Origin of the sequence: Microvirga ossetica (assembly GCF_002741015.1) — a bacterium.
Classification (GTDB): domain Bacteria; phylum Pseudomonadota; class Alphaproteobacteria; order Rhizobiales; family Beijerinckiaceae; genus Microvirga; species Microvirga ossetica.
In genome coordinates this window covers 567,472-590,514 of record NZ_CP016619.1, presented here as the reverse complement: position 1 = coordinate 590,514, position 23,043 = coordinate 567,472, and the positions used below count along the sequence as shown (strand labels likewise).

At 61.7% G+C, this 23,043-nt stretch carries 22 protein-coding genes and 3 pseudogenes; 17 read left to right on the top strand and 8 right to left on the bottom strand.

Annotated elements, in window-relative coordinates; all coding sequences use genetic code 11:
* Window positions 1-24: 24 nt before the first annotated feature.
* From BB934_RS40975 to BB934_RS40970, 3 genes and pseudogenes are all read right to left on the bottom strand, one after another.
* Complete coding sequence (locus BB934_RS40975; protein WP_157934640.1) at window positions 25-2,367, bottom strand: calcium-binding protein; 2,343 nt, start codon at window positions 2,365-2,367, stop codon at window positions 25-27.
* 45 nt (window positions 2,368-2,412) lie between these two features.
* Window positions 2,413-2,457: pseudogene (locus BB934_RS51335) on the bottom strand (hypothetical protein); the annotation flags it as partial.
* A 100-nt stretch (window positions 2,458-2,557) separates the two neighbouring features.
* Window positions 2,558-3,304 (bottom strand): annotated as a pseudogene (locus BB934_RS40970) (calcium-binding protein); the annotation flags it as partial.
* A gap of 102 nt (window positions 3,305-3,406) precedes the next feature.
* On the opposite strand from BB934_RS40970, the gene BB934_RS40965 reads away from it, so the two are divergent.
* The 5 genes from BB934_RS40965 (at window position 3,407) to BB934_RS40945 (ending at window position 8,271) form a co-directional block, all read left to right on the top strand.
* Window positions 3,407-3,799 (top strand): hypothetical protein, encoded by a 393-nt coding sequence (locus BB934_RS40965; RefSeq protein ID WP_157934639.1) that lies wholly within the window; start codon window positions 3,407-3,409, stop codon window positions 3,797-3,799.
* Between the two features lie 238 nt (window positions 3,800-4,037).
* The gene (locus BB934_RS40960; protein WP_157934638.1) at window positions 4,038-5,441 is read left to right on the top strand and encodes a M20/M25/M40 family metallo-hydrolase; all 1,404 of its coding nucleotides are present in this window, start codon (window positions 4,038-4,040) and stop codon (window positions 5,439-5,441) included.
* A 207-nt stretch (window positions 5,442-5,648) separates the two neighbouring features.
* A complete protein-coding gene (locus BB934_RS40955) occupies window positions 5,649-7,250 on the top strand; it encodes a flavin monoamine oxidase family protein (RefSeq protein ID WP_099515334.1) in 1,602 nt (533 codons plus the stop codon).
* A 239-nt stretch (window positions 7,251-7,489) separates the two neighbouring features.
* Complete coding sequence (locus BB934_RS49900; protein ID WP_237050652.1) at window positions 7,490-7,729, top strand: c-type cytochrome; 240 nt, start codon at window positions 7,490-7,492, stop codon at window positions 7,727-7,729.
* 44 nt (window positions 7,730-7,773) lie between these two features.
* On the top strand, window positions 7,774-8,271 hold the full coding sequence (locus tag BB934_RS40945) for a RidA family protein (protein WP_099515333.1): 498 nt from the start codon (window positions 7,774-7,776) through the stop codon (window positions 8,269-8,271).
* Window positions 8,272-8,437: 166 nt separating this feature from the next.
* Here BB934_RS40945 and BB934_RS40940 read toward each other — a convergent pair whose 3' ends face one another.
* A complete protein-coding gene (locus BB934_RS40940; RefSeq protein WP_237050651.1) occupies window positions 8,438-8,803 on the bottom strand; it encodes a group II intron maturase-specific domain-containing protein in 366 nt (121 codons plus the stop codon).
* A 536-nt stretch (window positions 8,804-9,339) separates the two neighbouring features.
* On the bottom strand, window positions 9,340-10,212 hold the full coding sequence (locus BB934_RS40935) for a MurR/RpiR family transcriptional regulator (protein ID WP_099515331.1): 873 nt from the start codon (window positions 10,210-10,212) through the stop codon (window positions 9,340-9,342).
* A 101-nt stretch (window positions 10,213-10,313) separates the two neighbouring features.
* On the opposite strand from BB934_RS40935, the gene BB934_RS40930 reads away from it, so the two are divergent.
* From BB934_RS40930 to BB934_RS40900, 7 genes are read left to right on the top strand one after another with little or no spacing between them, the layout of a single operon-like run.
* Window positions 10,314-11,924: an ABC transporter substrate-binding protein gene (locus tag BB934_RS40930; protein ID WP_099515330.1), complete on the top strand. Its 1,611-nt coding sequence runs from the start codon at window positions 10,314-10,316 to the stop codon at window positions 11,922-11,924.
* A 38-nt stretch (window positions 11,925-11,962) separates the two neighbouring features.
* The gene (locus BB934_RS40925) at window positions 11,963-12,940 is read left to right on the top strand and encodes an ABC transporter permease (protein WP_099515329.1); all 978 of its coding nucleotides are present in this window, start codon (window positions 11,963-11,965) and stop codon (window positions 12,938-12,940) included.
* On the top strand, window positions 12,937-13,848 hold the full coding sequence (locus BB934_RS40920) for an ABC transporter permease (protein ID WP_099515328.1): 912 nt from the start codon (window positions 12,937-12,939) through the stop codon (window positions 13,846-13,848). The genes BB934_RS40925 and BB934_RS40920 overlap by 4 nt, the downstream gene beginning before the upstream one ends.
* On the top strand, window positions 13,848-14,831 hold the full coding sequence (locus tag BB934_RS40915) for an ABC transporter ATP-binding protein (protein WP_099515327.1): 984 nt from the start codon (window positions 13,848-13,850) through the stop codon (window positions 14,829-14,831). Before BB934_RS40920 ends, BB934_RS40915 begins: the two co-directional genes overlap by 1 nt.
* Window positions 14,828-15,832, top strand: a complete 1,005-nt coding sequence (locus BB934_RS40910) for an ABC transporter ATP-binding protein (RefSeq protein ID WP_099515326.1) — start codon at window positions 14,828-14,830, stop codon at window positions 15,830-15,832. The genes BB934_RS40915 and BB934_RS40910 overlap by 4 nt, the downstream gene beginning before the upstream one ends.
* The gene (locus BB934_RS40905; protein ID WP_099515325.1) at window positions 15,829-16,698 is read left to right on the top strand and encodes an alpha/beta hydrolase; all 870 of its coding nucleotides are present in this window, start codon (window positions 15,829-15,831) and stop codon (window positions 16,696-16,698) included. The genes BB934_RS40910 and BB934_RS40905 overlap by 4 nt, the downstream gene beginning before the upstream one ends.
* Before the next feature lie 49 nt (window positions 16,699-16,747).
* Window positions 16,748-18,166 (top strand): M20 family metallopeptidase, encoded by a 1,419-nt coding sequence (locus tag BB934_RS40900; protein WP_099515324.1) that lies wholly within the window; start codon window positions 16,748-16,750, stop codon window positions 18,164-18,166.
* A gap of 36 nt (window positions 18,167-18,202) precedes the next feature.
* Here the strand turns inward: BB934_RS40900 and BB934_RS49895 are convergent.
* Window positions 18,203-18,284: pseudogene (locus BB934_RS49895) on the bottom strand (VOC family protein); the annotation flags it as partial.
* A 301-nt stretch (window positions 18,285-18,585) separates the two neighbouring features.
* Between BB934_RS49895 and BB934_RS40890 the strand changes: the two are divergent.
* From BB934_RS40890 to BB934_RS40865, 5 genes are all read left to right on the top strand, one after another.
* Window positions 18,586-19,296: an IS6 family transposase gene (locus BB934_RS40890; protein WP_099515323.1), complete on the top strand. Its 711-nt coding sequence runs from the start codon at window positions 18,586-18,588 to the stop codon at window positions 19,294-19,296.
* Between the two features lie 201 nt (window positions 19,297-19,497).
* Window positions 19,498-19,716, top strand: a complete 219-nt coding sequence (locus BB934_RS40885; protein ID WP_099515322.1) for a hypothetical protein — start codon at window positions 19,498-19,500, stop codon at window positions 19,714-19,716.
* A 51-nt stretch (window positions 19,717-19,767) separates the two neighbouring features.
* Window positions 19,768-19,950 carry a hypothetical protein gene (locus BB934_RS40880; RefSeq protein WP_099515050.1) on the top strand — a complete coding sequence of 61 codons (183 nt, stop codon included), beginning with the start codon at window positions 19,768-19,770 and terminating at the stop codon, window positions 19,948-19,950.
* A 7-nt stretch (window positions 19,951-19,957) separates the two neighbouring features.
* Window positions 19,958-20,284: a hypothetical protein gene (locus BB934_RS40875; RefSeq protein WP_099515321.1), complete on the top strand. Its 327-nt coding sequence runs from the start codon at window positions 19,958-19,960 to the stop codon at window positions 20,282-20,284.
* 240 nt (window positions 20,285-20,524) lie between these two features.
* Window positions 20,525-21,037, top strand: coding sequence for a hypothetical protein (locus BB934_RS40865; RefSeq protein WP_157934637.1), 513 nt, complete (start codon window positions 20,525-20,527; stop codon window positions 21,035-21,037).
* Between the two features lie 1,063 nt (window positions 21,038-22,100).
* Here the strand turns inward: BB934_RS40865 and BB934_RS40855 are convergent.
* Both BB934_RS40855 and BB934_RS40850 read right to left on the bottom strand, forming a co-directional pair.
* Window positions 22,101-22,247, bottom strand: coding sequence for a hypothetical protein (locus BB934_RS40855; protein WP_237050650.1), 147 nt, complete (start codon window positions 22,245-22,247; stop codon window positions 22,101-22,103).
* A gap of 58 nt (window positions 22,248-22,305) precedes the next feature.
* Complete coding sequence (locus BB934_RS40850; RefSeq protein ID WP_335645668.1) at window positions 22,306-22,989, bottom strand: Crp/Fnr family transcriptional regulator; 684 nt, start codon at window positions 22,987-22,989, stop codon at window positions 22,306-22,308.
* Window positions 22,990-23,043 lie beyond the last annotated feature (54 nt).

Below are 23,043 nucleotides of genomic sequence, written 5' to 3'. Positions count from 1 at the left end.
ATCAACGACTGGGTGATGAGCGCTCTAGGCAATCAGCCACGCATCCCCGACGTTGAGTCCCATGTCCTTCATGATGGCTAGGTCGACCTGCTTGATGTCGTAGCGGAAGCCCCGCATGTAGAACGTGTTTCCCTCCATCAGGTTGTCGTCGAGCCCGTCCGAGGTCTCGTGCCCGTAATGGGCGTAGTTGTTCAGGTCTCCCTGTAGAGGGTTTGAGAGCGGCAGCGGCCTGCCGAAGACCTCGACCGTAGTCGGCCCGTTGAAGAATGGGTTGCCGCCTTGGAAGGTGATGAGGCTGTCGTAGACGGATGCGATCCCCCTGTTCAACGTGCCGTTCGCCTCCCCGAACCCGGTCATGCCCAGTGCATGGCCGAATTCATGCATGAACACGCTCAAGGCATCCGTCTTGTCGGTGGGCACCGGTTCGGTGCTGTCGGTCGGAGTCGGATCGAGCCAGAGTTCATTGAGCAGGTAGTTTACGGGAAGCGAGACGCGGGCATCGGCTTCTGCTCCGTTGAGGTCGACTCCGGTGATGAGTTCGTGTGGAACGCTGTCCCTGACAAGGACATTGCCGTTGAAGTCGCCGATCTGGGTGTTCGTCACGCTTGCCGCCGATGCGGTGCCAGCCTCCTCCGTGATGACGATCTCGATGTCGATGGTTCCGTCGCCGGAGATATATCGGGACCAATGCTCGACCGCCGCGCTCATGTTGCTGATGATCGCGTCTTGCTGGGTGGCCGCAAGTCCGTTCGGGTCGACGACGCTCACGGTGAAATCGAAGCCGTCAGCCTTGGGAGACAGGATGTCGTCGAGGCTGCGGGTGCCGTCCGCGAACTGGAACCTCTCCATGTTGCGAACCGTGTCGGTGCCGTCGGTCGTCAGGTTGTCACCCGGTCGCAGGTCCTGAATGGTCAGGGAACCGTCGACATTCTGCGTGATTAGGTAGTCGGAAAGGTTGCCCCGATACTCAGCGGTGTCGTTCCCTGCCCCGCCGTCCAGGGTGTCGTTCTCGCCTCGTCCCCTCAGGATGTCGTCGCCGGCATTGCCTAGAAGGGTGTTGGCCTGCCCGCCGCCCCGGATCCAATCGTTCAATGAGGTGCCGTTGATATTGCGGATTTCGGCAATGTGATCGGTGTTGCCGAAGGTATCGACGGCGCAGTCATGGGGGAGCGAATCGGTGCCGTCGTCGATCGCCAATTGATTGACGCTGACGCCCTGTGCGGTCTCGCCGGCCAACCGCGGGATCAACTCCTCGGCACCGTAGTCGAGCCAGTCCTGGCCCGCTCCACCCACCATCTCGTCCTCGCCCCGCCCGCCGATGAAGGTGTCGACGCCGTTGCCTCCGAGCATCTGGTCGTCGCCGTCCCCGCCCTCGAGCCTGTCCTCGCCGTCGCCGCCGCTGAGCTCGTCGTTGCCCGCGCCGCCAAGGAGAGTATCGAAGCCCGCACCACCGATCAGGACGTCGTTGCCGTCGCCGCCGTCGAGCAGGTCGAAACCGTTACCGCCAGCGATGAAGTCATTTCCGCCCAGGCCGCTGAGCGTGTCGCCCATCAACAGGCCGCTGATGTTGTCCTCCTCGCCCGTCCCGGTGAGTGTGTCCATGGTCGGAACGCCGCTGGGATCTCCGGTTAGGGACGTGCCGGGCTGGTTCGAGATCGTGACCGCGATGTCCTGCGTGTCCGTCCTTCCGGTGCGGTCGGTGACCCTGACCGTGACCTCGTAGACGTTGTCCTGGCCAGCATCAGTCGGGTTCTCGAAGTCGGGCGCGGCGAGGAACGCAAGTTCGCCGCTGTCTGAGATGGAGAACAGGGCCGCGTCGGGGCCTTCGAGCGAGTACGTGACCTGTACGGCCAACACCCCGATCGATGCGATGGACGGCGCGGCGGTGTCCGGTTCGTCCGGGTCGGTGACGGTGATCGTGGTCACCACGAGGCTGTTCTCGTTCAAGGTGACGGCCGCCGTATTCCCGCCGCCGTTCGACGTGATAAGCGGCGCGTCGTCGTCCACGGGCGTGACCTCTATGGAGACGGTCGCCGGCGACTGGTCCTGTGACCCGTCGTTGTCCACGGATGCATACGCGAGCGTCGCCGTCCCGTTGAAGGTGGGACCGGGAAGGAACCAGACCGTCGCCGAGTTGCCTGCGCCTGCCGGGATGTTGGCCGGGTTCACGGGCTGGGTTCCGGCCTGATCAAGGAACAGTTCTCCGCCGCTCGGGGCCGTGGTGATCGCAAAGGAGGCTACCGTCCCGTCGGTGTCGGCGCCGGACAGGAGGATGGCAACAGCCGTACCTTCATTGGTCGAGGCTGTCGTCGCGGTCGTATCCGGCGCGGTGTTCTCGCCCCCGGCCGGAACCACGTCCACGTTCACGGTGGCCGTTGCGGTGCCGCCCTTGCCGTCCGAGATCGTGTAACTGAAAGAGGCTGGTCCGCTGTATCCGGTCTCGGACGTGTATGTGATCCGCCCATTCTCCAGGATGACCGTTCCATGAGTGTCGGCGGTTGGCAGCCACTGCTGTGACCGTCAGGACGTCGAGGAGGTCGATGTCGGTATCGTTGGCCAGAAGGTCGGCTGCGGCGATGGTCAGCGGCGTGCCCCCGTTCGTAGTCGCCGCGTCGCTGACCGCTGCCGGACCGTCGTTCCTGCCCTGTATCGTGAGATTGACCTTCGCGGTGTCGTACTTTCCTGATCCGTTGCCGACCCTGTAGGTGAACTCCCTGTGGAGCGTCTCTCCTGCCGAAAGGTTGTCGAAGGCCGTGCCGGGGTCGAATGTGAGCCTGTTGCCCGCTCCAAGCTTGACCGCGATGCCGTCGACGAGGGCGACGGTATCACCGACCGCGGCATTCCCGCCGCCGAGCTTCTGGATCCTGAGCGCTCCCTTCGAGAGAGACTGGTCGTTGGCCAGGACGTTGATGTCGATGGGCTGGTTCTCGCCGAGGGCGGCCTCGTCCGTGCGGGCAATCGGCCCCTTGGTGCTATATGTCTTGCCCCCGATCTTCAGGTACTCGACGCTCTTGAGGATGTCGGCGCCTTCGATGCCGCGGACCTGGAGGAAACCGCCGGGGAGCAGCCGGAAGGTGGTGGAGTCCGCCGAGCCGCCGAACACCGCTGTGTCCGTGCCGCTGCCGCCGAGGATCGTGTCGTTGCCGATGCCGCCCGTGACGGTGTCGTTGCCGTTTCCTGCGTCGAGGAGGTCACGGCCGCCCTTGCCGTTCATGGTATCGTTGCCGGACCTGCCGAAGATGGCATCCCTTCCGTTCTTGCCAGTGAGCGTGTCCGAACGATTGGATCCCCTTATGAGCGCCATGGCATTCCTCCTGGATTGCCCCCTGTAGACCCACCTTTGCCGTTCGACGGCGCGGCGGGTTCATTGGCTGCGCGGCAGCATGACATCGTCTGACTGGGAATTATGCCGCTCTTGGGAGATTTCTCATCTCCCGTTTGGGTTATGGCAGGAGGCCTGCCCGCCGGAGGATTGTGGCGGCCGGCCGGCTTTCTAACCCGGCGTGAAGCCTGGACCGCTCTGGAGACCAGTCATGACTTCGCCGTCCGGGCTTATTTCGTGGATCAACTCGCCCGGAAGCGAAACACGGGCGCCATGATCGATGCTGAGGAGGTCGATGGGGTTCGGGAGGCGCTGGACAGCCACGAGGTGCGCCAGAGCTGGCTAGGGCGCATCTATCGTTGTGACAGACCACGAAGGTATAAAATTCAGTTATGGATTTCTTTTTGTTTTGTGATCGATCGTACTCGGAAGGACGTATTTAAGGCGCTGGTAGTCGTCATCAATCTGTCAAAATGACTAGCTCGCCTCTAAAGTATAATTTTGTATGGTGTTTGCGCCGTAGCTGCACATCAGATTCTCCGTGCAGTCCGTATGAGAGGGGCATTGTCTCTGCGGGACCTCCAGTATCAAGCAATCGTCTTCTGAGTGACCCGGCGAAGCTGCGCGCGAGCGCGATTGCCATTCTTTGCCAATTTCTAGGAAGGAAGATCTGTCGTGAAGTGGAAATCCGTCTCTTCGTTAGCTGCGCTTGTACTTGTCGCCGGGAACATGTCCGCAATGTCGGCACCTGCCGACGCAAGCAACAGTAAAACTGCGGCCCTCTTGCAGGACCTTTTGCGTTTCGATACCAGCAATCCTCCCGGGCGAACATCAGGCCGAGTATCTGAAAAAGATCTTCGACGCCGCCGGAATCCCAAACGAAATCATTCGAACGCCCGATGAAGGACGTGCTCATCTCATCGCTCGCTTGAAAGGAGACGGAAGTAAGCGACCTGTGCTTCTCGCTGGACACTCCGATGTTGTTCCCGTCGAGCGGTCGACTTGGACGGTGGATCCGTTCGCCGGTGTTGTCAAAGATGGTTTCGTCCTCGGCCGCGGCGCCATGGATTTCAAAGGCGGCCAAGCCGTTTTTGCCCGAGCCGTGCTTATGCTTGCGGAAAGCAAGATTCCCCTCGCCCGCGACGTGATTTTCTTGGCCGAAGCCGACGAGGAAGCAGGGGAATACGGCACGGGATGGCTTGCCAAAAATCACTGGGACAAGATCGACGCAGAATTCGCCTTGAACGAAGGCGGCTGGATTTTCCAAGATAAAGCCGGCGTCACCCGCCAGGTGAACATTACCACCCGCGACAAGATCTATGCGGGCCTGAAGCTGCAGGTCTTAGGCACTCCCACCCATTCCTCACGTCCGATGCCCGACAGCGCGATTGGCCACCTGACCCGTGCGCTCGCCAAGGTCTCGGTCTGGGATACCGACCCGACCCTGACGCAGCAAACCCGGGCTTATTTTGACGCCCTGTCCAAGAGCACTGAGGGACCGCTGGCAGCGGACCTGGCGACCCTTGCCAAGAGCGAGGATCCGGCAGTGCTACGAGAGGCGGGCAAGAGGGTATCGGAGCAAGGCGATTATCCCCTCCTTTGGCATGCCCTGATGCGCAACACGGTCGCGACGACGATCGTCAAGGCAGGCGTGAAGGAAAACGTCATCCCCGGAGCCGCGGAGGCTTACATTAACGTTCGTCTTGTCCCGGGTTCCGTCCCATGGGATGTGCTCAAGCAGGTTGAGGCCGCCATCGGCGATCCTTCGGTGAAAGTGTCCTTGGCAACCACGATGTCCGAAGCAGAGGCCCGCGACTATTACGACAAGGCGACGAAAGCCACTGCCTCTTCCACAGAGACCGACCTCTACAAGGCTCTCGCCGAGAGCAGCAAGAAACTCTGGCCTCAGGCGGAGGTGGTCTCGGCATTGTTCGAAGCGGGAACCGATGCCTCGGCTTGGCGTCAGCGTGGCGTGCCGGTCTACGGCATTTATCCGTATCCGTTGGACAACAATACGCTCGAGCGGATGCACGGAAACGACGAGAGGATTTCCATCAAGTCCCTCGACGAAGGCACGCAGATGATCTTCGACACGCTGTCGAAGGTCGCCGGCAAATGATCAGATGACACGCAATGGGCCCACCGGGCTTGTTTCGGGGGGTCGGCGCTGGGTGATTAAGGGCCACCCATCGTGCCCTCCATTTTGGCACCAAGAGCAAATTCCAAGCGCCACTACCCCTATCGGATAGGTGCCAAATCGGGGTCTATTAGCGCTGCCGACAGCAATGGGAACTGTCTGGCAGGTCCATTCGCACGAGGGAATAATATGCAAAACGAGTCTGGATCACAGGGCGTCAGTCGTCGCAGTCTGCTTGCCATGATCGGCATGACCGCCGGTAGCGCGGCCATGTATCAGGCGATGACGAGCCTAGGTTTTGCGGCGGAGTCCGGGTACACGGGGCCGATCAAGCTTGATGGCGATGCCAAAGGGGCTTCTGTCCTCGTGCTCGGCGCCGGGCTTGCAGGTATGACCGCGGCACTGGAGTTGCGCCAGGCAGGGTACAAAGTCCAGATCCTCGAATTCAACCAGCGGCCGGGCGGCCGAAATTGGTCTCTCCGCGGCGGGGATACTTACACCGAGCTCGGCGGAGCGACCCAAAAATGCGAATTCGACTCCGGGATGTATATCAATCCGGGCCCGTGGCGGATTCCCTATCATCACCACGCGGTTCTCGACTATTGCAGACGCCTGGGTGTGCAGCTGGAGCCATTCCAACAGCTCAATCACAACGCCTACTTGCATTCAGCCAAGGCCTTCGGCGGCAAGCCGCAGCGCATCAAAGACATCAAGACTGATTTTACGGGAGGTGTCTCGGAGCTGTTGGCGAAGGTCACTCAGCAGGGCAAGCTCGAGGGTGCTGTGTCGAAGGAGGATCAGGAGATCCTGCTGCAGGCGCTCAAGTCATGGGGCGCACTCGATAAGGATTATACCTATAAGGCGGGGCACCTGACCTCGGAGTACCGCGGCTTCAAGCAGGATCCGGGTGGCGGATTGACGGCACGCCCGATCGACAGCGAGCCGATCAAGTTCACCGATGTGCTGAATTCGCGTCTATGGCGGTCGCTCGCGAACTTTTCGCTCTACGAATTCCAGACGACCATGTTCCAGCCGGTTGGCGGCATGGACATGATCGGCAAAGCGTTCGCAAAGCAGCTCAGCGACATCATCCGATACAATGCGAAGGTAAAAGCCATTCAGCAGGGTGAGAAGGGCGTCACCATCACATACGAAGACACGACGAATCCCGGACCTACCGTCCAGGCAACCGCCGACTGGTGTGTGTGCACGATTCCGCTCACGATCTTGAGCCAAATCGAGCTGAATGTCGGCGCACCGATGCAGGCTGCGATCAGCGCTGTGCCCTATGCATCATCGGTGAAGGTCGGCCTGCAATTCAAGCGCCGGTTCTGGGAAGAGGATGAAAGGATCTATGGTGGCATCAGCTACACCGATCTGCCGATTTCCCAGATCTCGTATCCCAGCACCGGGTATAACCAAGGCGGCAAGGGCGTGTTGCTGGGTGCTTACACCTGGAATGGCGCAAACTCGTACGAGTTCACCTCCATGGACCCTGCCGAGCGCGTGAAGCGAGCTGTCGAGTTCGGCGCTCAGATCCACCCGCAGTACCGGCAAGAGTTCGAGACTGGCATTTCAGTCGCATGGCATCGGGTGCCGTTTACTCTCGGCTGCGCTGGTGACTGGACCGAGGATGCGAGGAAGGAGCACTACGACAACCTGTGCCAAATCGACGGCCGCATCGTACTGGCCGGCGAGCACGCCTCCTACATTCCTGCCTGGATGGAAGGCGCGATCCTGTCGGGCCTTGATGCTATCTCGCGGCTTCACAAGCGCGTCCTGGCAAGCTGATCCCGCTTCAACACGATCCTACCTCCGTCCGTTTGAAGGATGTCATGAGTTTCAAATTCCAAAAGCGAGCGATGGGCGCCTGGGCATTGGTGCTGGCGGCCGTTTTTATGTCCTGCATCTCAAGCGCGAGCGCACAGGACGCTGCCAATCCCTCCGCCGAGCCTAGGTTGAGCCCAACGCGCGTCTTTGCTCATAAGTCGGGTGAGGCTTTGTTTAACAACGTTTGCGCAGCGTGTCATATGCCAGGCGGCAAGGGTGCCGCTGGGGCGGGGATCTATCCTGCTCTTGCCAACAACCCGAAGCTCGAGGCGGCCGGTTATCCGATCACGGTCGTGCTCCATGGCCTGAAGGGCATGCCGCCGGTGGGCAAGATGATGACCGACGAGCAGGTCGCCGAGGTCGTCAATTACCTGCGGACTCACTTTGGGAACTCATATGAGGAAAAGGTGACGGCGCAGGAAGTTGCCCAGTCGCGATAATTAACATTCAGACCCATTCCACCCACCTACTGGAGATATCTACGATGCATCGGCTTCTTGGAGTGTCTGCGCTTGCCACGCTGCTTGCACTGGCCGCACCTGCCTTTGCTCAGGACGTGACCCGGCACAAGATCCCGAACTCTGACTTTCCTATTGCGCAGGCGGTCGAGATCCCGGCTGGCAAGACAACGGTCTATGTCAGTGGTGCTGTCCCACCGATAACCAGCCAGAGCGCCGAGAAGAACACCATTGCAGCCTATGGTGATACAAAAACCCAGACTGAAACCGTCCTGAGATCGATCGAGAAGACGCTGAGCGGGATCGGCCTGACGATGGGCGACGTGGTTAAGATGCAGGTCTTCCTCGTTGGTGACCCAGACAAGGGCGGAAAGATGGATTTTGCCGGGTTCATGCAGGGCTACACCCAGTTCTTCGGCACTAAGGAGCAGCCCAATTTGCCGACACGCTCGGTGTTCCAGGTTGCCGGACTGGCTAACCCAGGGTTTCTGGTGGAGATCGAAGTCACCGCTGTTCGGCCGTGAGCCCAATTGAGAGGATTTTTTGGGAATACCCAAGAGGAAGGGAGGCGGCACCTCCCTTCCTCATTGCACCGCCTGGACGATCTGGGGCTGGAACAAGAACTGTTTCCAAACGCACGGTTCCGGCCTCGAACTCGGCCACAACCATCTCATTGGGTAGCTCCAAGCTCTAGAGAGTGAACTCGGACTCGATATCCGCCCTTTTAGGATTGCGGAATTCGTGAGGGTCAGTGACCCAAGCTCGCATGAAGGCGACCCATTCCCCGCGCAACTGGTCTATGGACACGCTCTCGAGGCTTCTCCCCCGGCCGACATAATCCCGAACCAACTGCACCTTATGCCGTCTGGCGAGGAAAGCGCGCACGCGCTCGGTGACGTACTGGTCCATCCCGCGGAAAGCCGGCCGACATGTCCCATAGGAGAAGTAGTTCGACCAGCCGCGCAGGGACCTGTTCAGCCTGTCGCGCACGTCCCACCATGGTTCGTTGTGGCCGGGCGTCAGCAGGTTGGCGACCTTCGTCTTGAGCCGTTGCACGCTCTTCTTGCACGGGCTCGCGCCCAGATACCATCGACCTTTCCCTTGCTCCGTCGGCGTTACCCTGCCTCAGCGCTCGTATGACCCTGTCCGACCCCGCCCTGGCCGGCGTCTTACAACACCGTTGAGGCCGCTACCCTCGCGCAGAACGGGTCTCCCCCGATGACCCGCATCACCCTTCCGATGTGCCGTGCCCACGACCCCGGCGGATCGAGCGGGTGCGCGTGTCGATTGCTTCCCCGCTCGCACGGCCTTCCCCAAATGGCAGGAGGGTCGGCATCCGCATTGTCACGCTCATAGCCTGCTCAGGCTTCACTCACGTTACGGCCCATCGGATTGCTCAGCCGCCTTACAGCGACCTTTGTCACGAGGCTCCGGCCCGTCCGGTTGCCCGGCCGAACCGCTCGTCAGCGACCAGATCAATCGACAACTCTCTGGGTGGAATCTTCCTCCACTGGTGATCCGCGCCTTTGGGGCGCACTGCCATTTCCTGACGTTCTGGGCAAGCGAACGGTACCAAACCGAAGTGGCCTCATTCACTGATAAAACGTCCACAGAAGACTTTCGCTGAGTTCCTTCAAAGCCGCGACGGCATCGGGCCGCTCTCGAGCAATGGCAGCAACGATGGCATCGGCGAGCGCGAAGGTTGCCGTGGGTGAATTTGGCAGCAGCCGGTTTCTTGCCGGGGCGAAGAAGGTCATGTCGGCGATGGGCACGAGCGGCGAACTCGGCGCGTCCGTCAACGCCAGTACCGTCGCTCCACGGTCCTTGGCGAGTTTCGCCAGATCGACGGTGCCACGGGAATAGCGGGGAAGTGAGATGGCCAGCACAAGATCGTCCGGCCCCACGTTCATGATATGCCGGATCGCTTTCTCAGGCCCGCCGCGCGAGGATGTGAAGATCACGTTCGCATCTAGATAGAGCGTCAACCCTTCATCGAGATGAGCCGCCACATGGTGGCTCGCTCCGGATCCGATGATGAAGATCCGGCGGGCGCGCAACAACGCTTCCATCGCCCGGGAGAAGGTCTTCTCATCGATCGCGGCAAGGGTCTCATTTAAATTGGCAGCCTGATCCTTGATAGCCGTGACAAACGTGGAGAAGGCGGTGCTTTTCGTGCTGTGGGCATCGGCAAGGCTGTCGACGGGAGCCATGGCAAGCCGGAGTGCCTCAGACAGCGCCGCCCGGAACTCGCTGTAACCGGCAAAACCGAGAACGCGAACGAACCGGGTGACCGTCGCGGTGGAGGTGCCGCTGCGTTCGGCGAGGCCCTCGATCGTCATCGTTGCCGTCTCGAGTGGGTTGTGCAGCACGAAGTCCGCGGCGCGCCGATGAGCCCCACTCAACGAGGGATAAACCAGCCCAATGCGATGGGCCAGGTCCGTCGTCGGCTTCAGGACGTGCGACATGGATGCTCCGGGCTGGTTGACGTCATAAAATTTTCATGATCTCTAATCTGCGAAAATAAATCTGTCAAAAGACAGTTCCAGAGGAATCGGAGAACTTTACGATGCGTCATCCTGCCCTATTCGCCTTCATGGTTGGCACCTGCCTGCTCAGCGCTCCCGCATGGGCTCAGTCGCTCAAGATCGCGCTCAGCTCTGAGCCGACCGCCATCGACCCACATTATCACGATCTGACGCCCAACAACGCCTTGGCGGCGCATATCTTCGACGGCCTGACCAAGCAGGACGAAAAGCAGAAGGTCATGCCCAGCCTTGCCACCTCCTGGGAGAACGACGGCAAGAATCGTTGGACCTTCAAGCTCCGCCAAGGCGTGACCTTCTCCAACGGCCAGCCTTTCACCGCAGACGACGTGATCTTCAGCTTCTGCCGCACCCTGAAGAACGAGACTGCGATTGCAGGCTCCTTTGCCGACATCACGGGCAACTTCACGGCTGTCGAGGCGCCCGATCCGCAGACCATCGTCATCACCACGAAGGCGCCGGATCCCCTGCTGCCGAACTTCCTTTCGGGCCTCGCCATCCTGAGTTCATCCATCGTTCCGCATGACAAGCTGTCTTTCGACCCGGCTAAGAACTGCGGCGTTACTGGACCATGGCCGGTCGTCGGCGACTTCAACGACGGCAAGCTCGCTATCGGCACGGGCCCTTACAAGTTCAAGAGCTATGTGAAAGGCACGGGCATCGAGCTCGAGCGCAACGAAAAGTACTGGGGCCCGGCAGAACCCTGGGCCAGCGTGAACTTTGTGCCGGTTCCCAATGCCGGCCCGCGCTTGGCGGGCCTGCTTGCCGGCGATTACGACGTGATCGAAAATCCGGCCGCGCGCGATGTGTCGCGCATCAAGGACGACAAGCGCTTCGGCCACGTGATCACTCCCTCAACGCGCGTGATCTACTTCCAACTCGACGTGGAGCGCGAGCCGAGCCCGTTCGTGAAGGCCGAGAACGGCAAGAACCCGCTGAAGGATCCGCGCGTGCGCAAGGCGATCTCGCTTGCCGTCGACCGTGACGCCATTATCAAGCGCATCATGGACGGCGCGGCCGAGCCGGCCTACCAGTTCCTGCCCAATGGCATGTTCGGTGCGTTAGCCAATCCGCCCAAGCTTGCCTATGATCCGGCGGCGGCGAAAAAGCTCCTGGCCGAGGCCGGCTATCCCAACGGCTTCCAGGTCACGCTCTCGACGACCAACGACCGTTACATCAACGACAGCCAAATCACCCAGGCCGTTGCACAGTACCTGACCCAGGTCGGCATTCGCTCTGAGGTGGACGCGATGGCGCGCGCCCTCTACTTCCCGCGCCGCGCCAAGAAGGAGTTCAGCGTGGCGCTCGGCGGATGGGGTTCCACGAGTGGTGAGGCCTCGTCCTTCCTGCGTCAGTGGCCAGTGACCCCGGACGAGGCGAAGACCATGGGCGGCTCGAACTACGGCGGCTACAGCGATCCCGAGTTCGACAAGCTGCTCCGCGCAGCCATCGTCACCCTCGACGACGCCAAGCGCTCCGAGTTGCTCCAGCAGGCCGGAACGAAGGCACTTGAGGGCGGCGCGTTCATTCCGCTGCATTTCGAGAGCTCCATCTGGGCCTATAAGGCGAACCTGACCTATACCGGCCGCGCGGACCAGTTCACGATGGCCATGCAGGTCAAGCCCACGAAGTAAGCAAAGCCTGAGACCACGAGCGGACCGGAACGCCTGACATGACGGCCTACATCCTGCAGCGTCTGATCCAGAGCGTCCTGGTTCTGCTCGCGGTCTCGGTCGTGGTCTTCCTTGCCGTCTATGGCATTGGAGACCCAATTGAACTCTTGGTTCCTCCGCAGGTCAGCGCCGCGGAACGCGCGGCGATGATCCGGCGCCTCGGGCTCGATCTGCCCGTCTGGCAGCAATACTTCGCCTTCCTGGGCAATGCCCTGAAAGGCGATCTCGGACGCTCCTTCGTCCACGGCGTTCCGGCCGTCGATCTGATCCTGGCGCGCTTGCCGGCCACGTTCGAGCTTGTTCTTCTGGCCATGAGCCTTGCGGCGGTCGTCGGCATTCCGCTCGGTCTCCTCGCCGGCCTCAACCCCGAGAGCCGTCCGAGCCGCGCGATTATGGCCGGAACGATCCTCGGCTTCTCGCTTCCGAGTTTCTGGAAGGGGATGATGCTTATCCTGCTCTTCAGCGTTTTGCTCGGCTGGCTGCCGACTGCGGGGCGCGGCGAGACGGTTTCGGTACTCGGGATTCCCACAAGCCTGCTGACGCTCGACGGCTTGAGGCATCTCGTCCTGCCCGCTCTCAACCTCGCCATTCCGAACATGGCCTTGATGATCCGCCTTGTCGCGGCGGGAACGACTGAGGCAATGACGCAGGACTACGTCAAATATGCCCGCGCCAAGGGCGTGCGGCGCAAGCGCATTGTCGGGCGCCATGTGCTGCGCAACATCCTGATCCCTGTCGTGACGGTTGCTGGCATGGAGTTCGGCAGTCTCGTTGCCTTCTCGACGATCACCGAGACCGTGTTCGCTTGGCCGGGCATGGGCAAGCTTCTCATCGACAGCATCTATAACCTCGACCGCCCTGTCGTCGTTGCCTACGTCATGCTCGCCACCCTTCTCTTCGTCGCCGTGAACTTCCTGGTCGACATTCTCTACGCAGCGCTCGATCCACGCGTGAAGCTGACCGGAGACATCGCATGACCCTGTCGAACCCCCTTGCGACGGACATGACGGCTAGGGCCGACACGACGCTGCGCAAACAAGTCCTGCGCCGGATCGGGAGCCGCCCCACCACACGCGGCGCCGTCATCCTGTTGGGAATTCTCCTGCTTCTCGCGCTTCTTGCCCCCTTCATCGCTCCGCAGAACCCGCATGACCTCGCGTCGCTGAGCGTGATGGACAATCGCCTTGAGCCCGGCTCTCAAGGGATGACCGGCGTCATCTACTGGCTCGGCACCGACGCGCAGGGGCGCGACATGCTCAGCGCCATCCTGTACGGGCTGCGAACCAGCCTGCTTGTCGGCCTGACATCGACGGCGGGCGCGCTCGCCATCGGCATTCTCGCGGGGCTGGTCGCGGCCCAGTTCGGCGGAGCCATCGATGCGGCGATTATGCGCGTCGTCGACTTCATGTTGGGCTTCCCGTCGATCCTGATCGCCCTCGTGCTGCTCGCCTCCATCGGGCGCGGCGTCGACAAGGTGATCGTTGCGATCATCCTGGTGCAATGGGCCCAGTATGCTCGCCTGATGCGCGCGGCGGCGCTCGTCGAGCGGCGCAAGGAGTACATCGAGGCCGCGGTCAATTTCGGGCTGCCGACGCGCCACATCATGTTGGCGCATTTGCTGCCGAACTCCATCGGCTCGGTGCTCGTCGTCTCGACGATCAGCATCGCCGGCGCAATCACCCTGGAAGCCACCCTCTCCTTCCTCGGGGTTGGCGTTCCGGTGACGCAGCCATCGCTCGGCCTTCTGATCGCCAACGGCTTTGAATTCCTGCTCTCCGGCGAATACTGGATCGCCGCCTTCCCCGGCATTGCCCTCGTCCTGCTGATCATGTCGCTCAATCTCGTCGGCGAGCGCCTGCGCCGCAGCTTCAACGTGAGGGGCTGATGGTGTCGCCGCTGCTCGTTGTTCGTGGGTTGAGAACGGTGTTTCACGATCTCGCGGGCGCATGGCCCGCCGTCGATGGCGTCGACCTCGTCGTGCACCCCGGCGAAATCGTGGGACTCGTCGGAGAGTCCGGCTCCGGCAAGTCAGTGACCGGCTTCTCGCTGGTCCAGCTGATCGATGCCCCGGGCGAGATCGTGTCCGGCGATGTCTTGTTCAAAGGAGAGGATTTACGCCGGGCCCCCGAGGAGCGCCTGCGGGCTCTGCGGGGCGATCGCATCGCGATGATCTTTCAGGATCCGCTGATGACCCTCAATCCGGTCCTCACCATCGGCGAGCAGATGGGTGAGGCCATTCTCGAGCACCGCCCGTGCAGCCGGCAAGAGGCCATGGCAGAGGCCTCGCGCGCCTTGTCGCGGGTCGGCATCTCCTCACCCGAGGCGCGCCTGAAGCAGTATCCGCACGAGTTCTCGGGCGGCATGCGCCAGCGGGTGGCGATTGCGACCGCGCTTCTGAACAAGCCCGATCTGATCATCGCCGATGAACCGACGACGGCCCTCGACGTCACGATCCAGAGCCAGATCCTGTTCGAGGTTCAAAAGCTCAGCAGCGAGACCGGCACGGCGGTTCTCTGGATCACCCACGATCTCGCCGTCGTCGCGGAACTCGCCGACCGGGTCGCTGTCATGTACGCCGGGCGGATCGTCGAAACGGGCACCGTCGACGACGTTCTTGATCGTCCCCGCCATCCCTACACGCTTGGTCTGCTTGGCTCCTCAGCCACGACGGTCGCGCCCGGCGAGCGGTTGAAGCAGATTAATGGTGCGGCCCCCAGCATCGACGCGCGCCCGAGCGGATGCCCGTTCCGGCCGCGCTGCGAGCGCGCCCTGCCCCTATGCGCCGAGATCGATCCCCTGCCGCAGGTCACGCGCACTGGGCAGAGCTATCGGTGCCACAATCCCGTGCCAGAGGGCCACGCGCTATGACCGAACCATTCTTCGAACTGCGTGGTGTTAAAAAGCACTTCCGCGGCAAGGCGACAGTGGCACAGCGCATCCTCGCCGCCATTGGGAGCGCTCCGCCGCCACCCGTTTTGAGAGCGGTCGATGGGGTCGATCTCAGCGTGGCGCGCGGCGAAGTCCTCGGCCTTGTCGGCGAATCCGGCTGCGGCAAGTCCACGCTGGCCAGGATGGCAACGGGCATCACCAGGCCCAGCGCCGGAGACATCGTTTACGACGGGCGGCGCGTTGCCGAGCTTCGCGGCAAGGAGCGGCTCGATTATTTGCTCAAGGTCCAGATGGTTTTCCAGGACCCCTATGCGTCGCTCGATCCGCGCATGCAAGTCCGCACCATCGTCGGCGAGGCCCTGCGGGTTCATCGCCTGCTGCCGAAGGGCGAGATCGATGCCGCGGTCGACAGGTCCCTGACCGAGGTCGGCCTCGACGTCACCTATCGCAACCGCTACCCGCATCAGTTCTCCGGAGGGCAGCGCCAGCGCATCGGCATTGCCCGCGCGCTCGCGGTGAAGCCGGGCTTTCTGGTCTGCGACGAGCCGGTCTCGGCGTTGGACGTCTCGATCCAGGCGCAGGTCATCAACCTGTTCATGGACATTCGCGAGAAGCACGGCCTGACCTATCTGTTCGTCAGCCACGATCTTGGGATCGTTCGGCATATCAGCGACCGGGTCGCGATCATGTATCTCGGGCGCATCGTCGAGATCGGGCCGGCCTCCGCCATCTTCACTGAGCCGGCCCACCCCTACAGCGCCGCGCTGATCGCGGCGAGTCCCTCGACGGCGCGGCGCAAGCGCGCGTTCCAGCCGCTCAAGGGCGAGCTGCCCTCCCCTCTGGCGCCGCCCGGCGGCTGTCCGTTCCACCCGCGCTGCGAGCACGCCATGGCGAAATGCCGTGAGGTTCGCCCGATGCTGACGGAAATCGCACCCGGACGCAGCGCAGCCTGCCATTTGCACCATTCGGACAACGCATGACGACCACGCTTATTCCTGAGACCGGCCGCAGCACGCTTCCCTTTATCGATCCGCAGCACCCAGACCGGCCCATCGAGGTGAATTTTTATCGCCCGGTGGATCATGGCCTCGACGATCCGGTCGTCATCGTCCAGCACGGCATGCTCCGCAATGGCGACGAGTATCGGGATTTCTGGGTTCCGGCCGCGGACAAGCATCGCATTCTGATCGTGGCGCCGACTTTCCCCGACGCGCATTTCCCGGAGGCCGAATCGTACAACAACGGATGGGTCATCGGGGACGACGGAAGCGTGCGCCCTTTCGAGAAGTGGCTTTATGCCGTCCCGGCCCGCGTTCTCGCCGTCCTGCGGAACGGCGGCGTGACGCGACGCTCGAAGGTACGGCTCTTCGGTCATTCCGCCGGCGGGCAATTCGCGCATCGGATGCTCGCAACCCAGAATCATGCCCCCTTCGAGGCCGTCATCGCGGGCAATCCAGGCTGGTACACCCTGCCGACGCTGGAACGCGACTTTCCGGAAGGCCTCGGCAGGCTGGGGCTCGACGAGGTCGGTCTGGCGCGCTGGTTTGCCTATCCCATGCACATCTTCGCCGGCGATCGGGATATCAGCACCGACGATCCGAACCTGCCCGCCCAGGCCGAGGCCTTGAGGCAGGGACCGCACCGCTATGCGCGCGCGCAGTTCGTCTACGACTTCGCCCATCAGGAGGCCGAACGCCTCGGAGTGCCTTTCCGTTGGTCGCTGATCCACGTTGGGGGTGTAGGCCATGACGGCGCCGCCATGTCGCGCGCTGCTGCTGCCTATTGGTTCGAGGGGCGCATTCCGTCTGCCGAAGAGCTGGTCACGGCGGAAGAGGGCGCTTTGTAAGACCGCAATCCCGATTGATCGCTATCCACGCATGACCCCGGAGCAAGACATGAACGTCCGAAATGAGATCTGGCAGCATGTGGATGCTGCAAAGAGCCGCCTGATTGCCTTGAGCGATCGCATTTGGGGAATGCCAGAGGTCTGCTACACGGAAATCCGCTCAAGCGCCGAGCATGCCGCGGAATTGCGTCACCAGGGGTTTCGCGTCACCGAGGGCGTTGCCGGCATTCCCACCGCCGTCATCGGCGAAGCGGGTGAAGGCGGCCCAGTCATCGCTTTTCTGGGCGAGTACGATGCGCTTCCGGGCTTGAGCCAGGAGTCCGGCGTTGCGGAGCATCGGTCCATCGAGCCGGGCGGCCATGGGCACGGATGCGGGCACAATCTCCTCGGAGCGGGCGCAATGCTCGCCGCCGTCGCCCTGAAGAACTGGCTCGCGGAGAAGGGCATCCCGGGACGCATCCGGTATTATGGCTGCCCGGCCGAGGAAGGGGGCGCGGCCAAGGCCTTCATGGTCCGCGCCGGAGCTTTCGACGATGCCGATATCGCGATCTCCTGGCATCCCTACAGCTTCTGGGAAGTCGCACCGGCTTTGTCGCTGGCCAACACGCGCGCCGACTTTGCCTTTGCGGGCCGCGCAGCTCATGCCGCTGCAGCTCCTCATCTGGGACGCAGCGCACTCGATGCCGTCGAGCTGATGAATGTGGGCGTGAACTATATGCGCGAGCACATCCCCTCCGATGCGCGCGTACATTATGCCTTGCTCGATACCGGCGGCATTGCGCCGAACGTGGTGCAGGCCTATGCCCGCGTACGCTATTCGATCCGCGCCATGGACCTGCCTGGCATGCTCGATCTGATCGAGCGCGTGCACAAGATCGCGCAAGGCGCGGCTCTCATGACGGAAACGAGCGTCGAAATGCGCATCGTCAGCGCCGTCTCGAACACGCTCGGCAACACGCCGCTCGAGCATGCCCTGCACAATGCCATGGAGGAGCTCGGAGCGCCGCCTTTCGACGATGCCGATCGTGACTTTGCGCGCAAGATCCGCGCAACGCTGTCAGAACAGGAGATCGCATCCGTCTACCGGGCCCTCGGCCAGCCGAAGTCCGATGCGCCTCTTGCCGATTTCCTGACGCCCCTCGACTCGCCTCGCAAGCCCATGATTGGCTCGACCGATATCGGCGATGTGAGCTGGGTGGTTCCTACCGTTCAGGCGCACGCGCCGACGGTGGCGATCGGCACCCCGTTCCACACATGGCAGATCGTCGCTCAAGGCAGGATGCCGGCGGCCCACAAGGCGATGGTGCATGTCGCTAAGGCCATGGCCGCGACCGGCATGGCCGCAATCACCGATCCGTCCCTGATTGCTGCCGCCGAAGCCGACCTTGCGGAGAGAACGCGGGAAAACCCTTATGTGAGCCCGCTGCGCGAGGGCGTCGAACCGCCATTGGACATGTCGCGCAATTAAGCCCTGACTGACTGTAGGCTCTGGTGCGAGGGAGCCTCACCCGCGGCGTGATCTGCCAGGATACACTCCACTTGTCCTTGTCCCAACCGCACCTACTCTCGTTGCCGACGATGGAATTTTCGGCAGATTGCGGCCAAGTATGGCGTCGAGTTCATTGAGCCTCAGGCGAGCCAGCACTTGTTCGCCAAAGCGGACCAAACTCCTATGTCTCGGGAGTGCCACGAAGGGACCTTTGCATCTGCCCAACAAAAGTAAGCAAACCTATACCGATGGATGACATTCCTGGGCCCAATCTAGCGGGTGCTCCGGGTTCGAGAAACCCGACGGAGCAGGCGTGACAACTCCTCAGCGGCGTAGGGCTTCTTCAAGGGCACCGTCAAATTAACCAGAGGGTGACCGGATCAGGGCATACGTGAAGGATGAAATCTTCTCGCCAGCCTCGCTACGCCCGCCACCGTTTCCCGGCGGAGGTCATCAGCCATGCCGTGTGGCTGTACTTCCGCTTTCCCTTGAGCCTGCGCATGGTCGAGGAGATGCTCGCTGCCCGAGGGATCGTGGTCAGCCATGAGACGGTGCGGCAGTGGGCGCTGAAGTTCGGACAGACCTTTGCCAACCAGATCCGCAGGCGGCTTCCCGCACCCGGTGACAAATGGCACTTGGACGAGGTTGTCATCAGCATCGCGGGCCGGAAGCACTGGCTCTGGCGAGCCGTGGACCAGCATGGGGTCGTGCTCGACATCCTGGTACAAAGCCGGCGCAACGCGAAAGCGGCGGAACGCTTGCTGCGGAAACTGCTTAAGAAGCAAGGAATCGCACCGCGTGTGATGATCACAGACAAACTGGCCAGCTACGCCGTTGCGAAGAGAGTGGTCATGCCAGGTGTTGAGCATCGACAGCACAAGGGCTTAAACAATCGCGCGGAAAACTCTCATCAGCCGACCCGACGACGCGAACGCATGATGAAACGCTTCAAATCAGCCGGGCAGGCCCAGCGCTTCCTCTCCGTTCATGACCAAGTTGGAAATCTCTTCCGCCGTCCCGCCAACACCAACGCCGCTGAGCATAGAGAGGCCCGAGCGTCGGCCTTTGTGGCCTGGGCTGAGGCGACAGGCGTCGCTGCGGATTTCTGATTTGACGGTTCAGGGAAGGTCAGCTTGTCTCAAGCCGTTAAGTTGACGATGCCTTTTCGGCATAGCCGGGGCGGGTTGGCGTAGGGCAGAGTGAGATTCTGAGAGGGTATGATGTCCAGTTGGCTCGGGCTTCTGTTTTGGGGGGCAATCCTGCTCGGGGTCGTCTTCCTTGCAAGGCTTCACGTACTCTCATGAATCGCCATGCCTGATGAACGATCCCCGATCCCTGATGACGACATCGAGGCCGAGGCGCGCGCCATGCTGCGCGAAACAATCGAACGCTCGGATTGGTATCCAACTCTGCGCAGGGAAGAACGCGAGCTGCTCATTCAGCAGGATGTGGACCGACACTGGCACCTGATGATCGACGAGGCTCGGAGGCGGCTGTTGCAGGGCATTCGGCAAAGCCGGGGCGGTTGAGGGTAGGGCAGAACGCAACAAGATTCGTGGAAGCAGGAAGGAGCTAGGGCCATGGCTGAGGATCGAGCGGATGAGTACCGCCGCAAGGCGGAGGAATGTCGGCAGCAGGCGGCGAAAACCAACCATGAGGCCGATAAAGCCACTTGGCTCAGGATGGCCGAGGACTGGCTGCGGCTAGCAGCTTCCGTAGATCATGCGAGGGACAACGCGCAGAAGCCGACAAATTCAAAATGAGGCGTTGATGGCGATCTACTGGATGAAGACCGCCGATGTGTATCCGGATGGCAGATGGCACGACCAAGCCTTCATTGCCCTCGATCCGGACGTGCGTTTCCCCCGCTTTAACCCGACTGGAGGCGACGAGATCATCGGCGCCGTCGCCTTGGTGGAGCGCGGCCCCGATTCCGGTCTTTGGCAATGGTCCATGACGGTATCGCTTCCCGGCCCGGCCTATCGCTTGCCGACTAGAGGCACCGAGACGGACAGGAGCACGGCAACCGCGCGCATGATCGAGAAATACCGGCATTACCTGTCGACGCGTCCGAAGCAGTATCCGCGCCGTGCCTGACGATCTCCGGTCCCCCATCAAGCACCATCTCGTGCTGCACCGGATCGATCCGGAGGATGGCATTGCGCGATTCCACTCGCTCTGATCGAGCGCGACCGAGATCGGGTGGTCTGCCATGGGCTTGTGTAACACGACTAATACTGGATAGGAGTTACACCCAGGGCAGGGATACGGCAGGCGATAGGATACGATCGGGTTTCAACCGGTCGGCAGGGGCGCGCAGCGGGCGGGAGCAGGGTGGTGAATACGAATGCAGTCTTTGTTTGCTCTATTCTTGTGACGTCATCAGCATTCGCTCAGCCGACGGAGCAGACCGTTGCGATTGGTCCTTGGGAAATCGCGACAACCTATAAGGCTGGAAAGTTCGATAGCTGCTCAATGTCGAGAACGGCGGGCGATCTCGCGGTAAGCTTTGTGCGTGCCGAAAGCGGCTTGCTGCTGCTACTCGACTCGTCCAAGTGGAAGCTTGAGCGTGGTAGTGCCTATCCAGTTCGCTTGGCGGCGGCCGGTCAATCCGTGGAAGTCAAAGCGCTGGCGGAAACGAAGGGCGTCACGATCGCCCTCGCGGAGAGTTCGTTTAATGCCAAGCTCCGAACAGCGAATGCCCTGGAGGTGCAGGCAGAGGGCGCCGCACTTCGCGTGCCGTTGGACAAGAGCGCGCAAGCGCTTGAGCGACTTGAGATGTGCTTCGACAAAAATTCGCGGGAGGGGCCGGAGACTAATCCGTTCGTCGCTCCAAGTCGGAGGCCCTAAGCGGGCAGCCCGAGAGACCCAGGCTCTGATCGACCTGAGAGGCTCGCGCGTGCTCTGAGAGAAATCGGTGCCGATCTGAACAGGGGCGGCGTTCGCCCCTGTTCTGTGCGCGTTCGAGGGTGCCTGGGGAAGTTATGCCCCTCCGGGCACCCTCGTCCATTTCTAGCCAAGGTGATGCTATCAGCCAGCAGGCTTCGCATCCATGGCTTCCACGAGTGCCGTTGCGCACGCGCTTGCGACGGCAGATCGATATTTTTCGTTCACGTTAGCGACCCAGCCGGCCTTGGTGACAAAGGCGTCACGACTCCAGGTGCTCTCTTTCTTCAAGAGCACAAGCTGTTCCGGTTGCTGCTCCCCCTTTGCAACGCAGAGCGGCGTAAGTGCTAGGACTGTAGCATCTTGGGCGCTGGCCGACGCCATTTGTCCGGCTGTTCCTCCCGTTACCCAACCCCCCCAGACGAAGCCGATTATCATTGCAGCGACCGCGCCGCCGATTGCGCCCCATATTGCGGGCTTTACCGATGCTGGTACCTGCATTGTGAAACTCCCACTTCCAATTTTGACCCAGGATTAGGCGCTTTCTGAACAAACTATAACCCAATTGGCTCCCGCGACATATCAGAAAGCTGGCCCCGTCGGCGGAGCCTCCTTAGGAGGCGGTGACGGGGTTTGAGCATACCGTTTGCGGACACGAGGTCATCGCTGGCCCAGCTCAATGTGCCGGGCTGATCTGGCGCAAGCCCTGGATGGCGCGCAGCATCGCGGTGCTGGTGGCTCCAGAACATCTGCCCGTGCTACGCCCATCCCAACCGGTCAAAACCTCTGAGCCAAGAATCTAGTCCGATCAACCCATCGAGAAATTCGAGCACGTCAGAGCTGTCCACGTAGGACGTCGGCGTAATTCCGATAACTGCCTTTATGAAACGGCCAAGCGGGCCGCACGGGTCCTGATGAGGGAGGCTGTCTAGCGCCCCTTGGCTAGGCATTGGCTGATCTAGTCCTGGGCTATGTCCAGAGTGGAGAAGGTCGGGTGGTTTGTTCCATCGATCCGGCCAAAGCCTGCCTACAGGTACCACTGCCCCGCAGCCACCTCGTTGGCATCCGAGAGGCGAACCAGCACCGCAACCAGCCGCTGCCCCGCGTCGAGAACCATCATGCCCTCTTCGTCGAAGCCTGTGGTAACGCGGATTGGCTGAAGGGTGAAACTCATGCGGCCGCCTGATCCCTCTTCAGGTGCAGGTAGGTTGGGTCAAAGTCGCCTGCCCGCTTCAACGTCTCCAATCGGGAATGTTCAGATGCACGCCTTTCGTCTGGATCAGGCCATCGGCCCGCATGTAGTGAAGCACCCGGTTGACGTGAACCGTCGAGACGCCGATCGCATCGGCAAACTCGGCCTGGGTGATCGGCAGGTCCCAGGCATGATCCTCGGCCAGGCCAACCGCCCTCAGGCGCACCAGCAACTCGCAGAAGACATGGGCCATCCGGTTGTAGGCTTCGCGTCGTCCGACATTCATCACCCATTCCCGGAAGATGGCGGCGTCGACGAGGGTCTCGCGCCAGAAGGCGGCGGTGATGCGGGGGTAACGCTCGCACAGGTCGCGCAGGGCTTCGTGCTGGATGAACCCCACCCGGCACGGGGTGAGGGTGCCAAGGCTGTTGTCGAGAACCTCGAGGTGCAGGCTCTGCAGGTCGGGAATGTCACCGGGGATGCTGAAACCCGCGATCTGGCGCTTGCCGTCTCCTGTGACCTTGTAGACGCAGGCAAAGCCGCTCAGGAGCAGGCAGGACCGGGAGGGACGATCGCCTTCGCGCACAATGTCCTGACCTTCCTTGATGACCACAATCTGCATCGGCAGGTTTTTGAGGGCCTGCCGCTCGTCATCGGTAAGGGTGAAGATGCTGTCCAGCTTGCGGATGAGTGGATTGTACTCGTGATTTAAAGTGTTGTCCAAGATGGCTCTCCCGTTTTATTTAGGTGGGAGCGCGCGCATCTCTCAGCCATCAGA

Coding starts and splice junctions, on each gene's coding strand:
- BB934_RS40875 (WP_099515321.1), top strand. CDS start 19,958: ATGGCGATCTACTGGATGAAGACCGCCGATGTGTATCCGGATGGCAGA.
- BB934_RS40955 (WP_099515334.1), top strand. CDS start 5,649: ATGCAAAACGAGTCTGGATCACAGGGCGTCAGTCGTCGCAGTCTGCTT.
- BB934_RS40890 (WP_099515323.1), top strand. CDS start 18,586: ATGAAATCTTCTCGCCAGCCTCGCTACGCCCGCCACCGTTTCCCGGCG.
- BB934_RS40855 (WP_237050650.1), bottom strand. CDS start 22,247: ATGAGTTTCACCCTTCAGCCAATCCGCGTTACCACAGGCTTCGACGAA.
- BB934_RS40935 (WP_099515331.1), bottom strand. CDS start 10,212: ATGTCGCACGTCCTGAAGCCGACGACGGACCTGGCCCATCGCATTGGG.
- BB934_RS40910 (WP_099515326.1), top strand. CDS start 14,828: ATGACCGAACCATTCTTCGAACTGCGTGGTGTTAAAAAGCACTTCCGC.
- BB934_RS40920 (WP_099515328.1), top strand. CDS start 12,937: ATGACCCTGTCGAACCCCCTTGCGACGGACATGACGGCTAGGGCCGAC.
- BB934_RS49900 (WP_237050652.1), top strand. CDS start 7,490: ATGCCAGGCGGCAAGGGTGCCGCTGGGGCGGGGATCTATCCTGCTCTT.
- BB934_RS40925 (WP_099515329.1), top strand. CDS start 11,963: ATGACGGCCTACATCCTGCAGCGTCTGATCCAGAGCGTCCTGGTTCTG.
- BB934_RS40885 (WP_099515322.1), top strand. CDS start 19,498: ATGCCTGATGAACGATCCCCGATCCCTGATGACGACATCGAGGCCGAG.
- BB934_RS40905 (WP_099515325.1), top strand. CDS start 15,829: ATGACGACCACGCTTATTCCTGAGACCGGCCGCAGCACGCTTCCCTTT.
- BB934_RS40965 (WP_157934639.1), top strand. CDS start 3,407: ATGCCGCTCTTGGGAGATTTCTCATCTCCCGTTTGGGTTATGGCAGGA.
- BB934_RS40880 (WP_099515050.1), top strand. CDS start 19,768: ATGGCTGAGGATCGAGCGGATGAGTACCGCCGCAAGGCGGAGGAATGT.
- BB934_RS40915 (WP_099515327.1), top strand. CDS start 13,848: ATGGTGTCGCCGCTGCTCGTTGTTCGTGGGTTGAGAACGGTGTTTCAC.
- BB934_RS40900 (WP_099515324.1), top strand. CDS start 16,748: ATGAACGTCCGAAATGAGATCTGGCAGCATGTGGATGCTGCAAAGAGC.
- BB934_RS40930 (WP_099515330.1), top strand. CDS start 10,314: ATGCGTCATCCTGCCCTATTCGCCTTCATGGTTGGCACCTGCCTGCTC.
- BB934_RS40945 (WP_099515333.1), top strand. CDS start 7,774: ATGCATCGGCTTCTTGGAGTGTCTGCGCTTGCCACGCTGCTTGCACTG.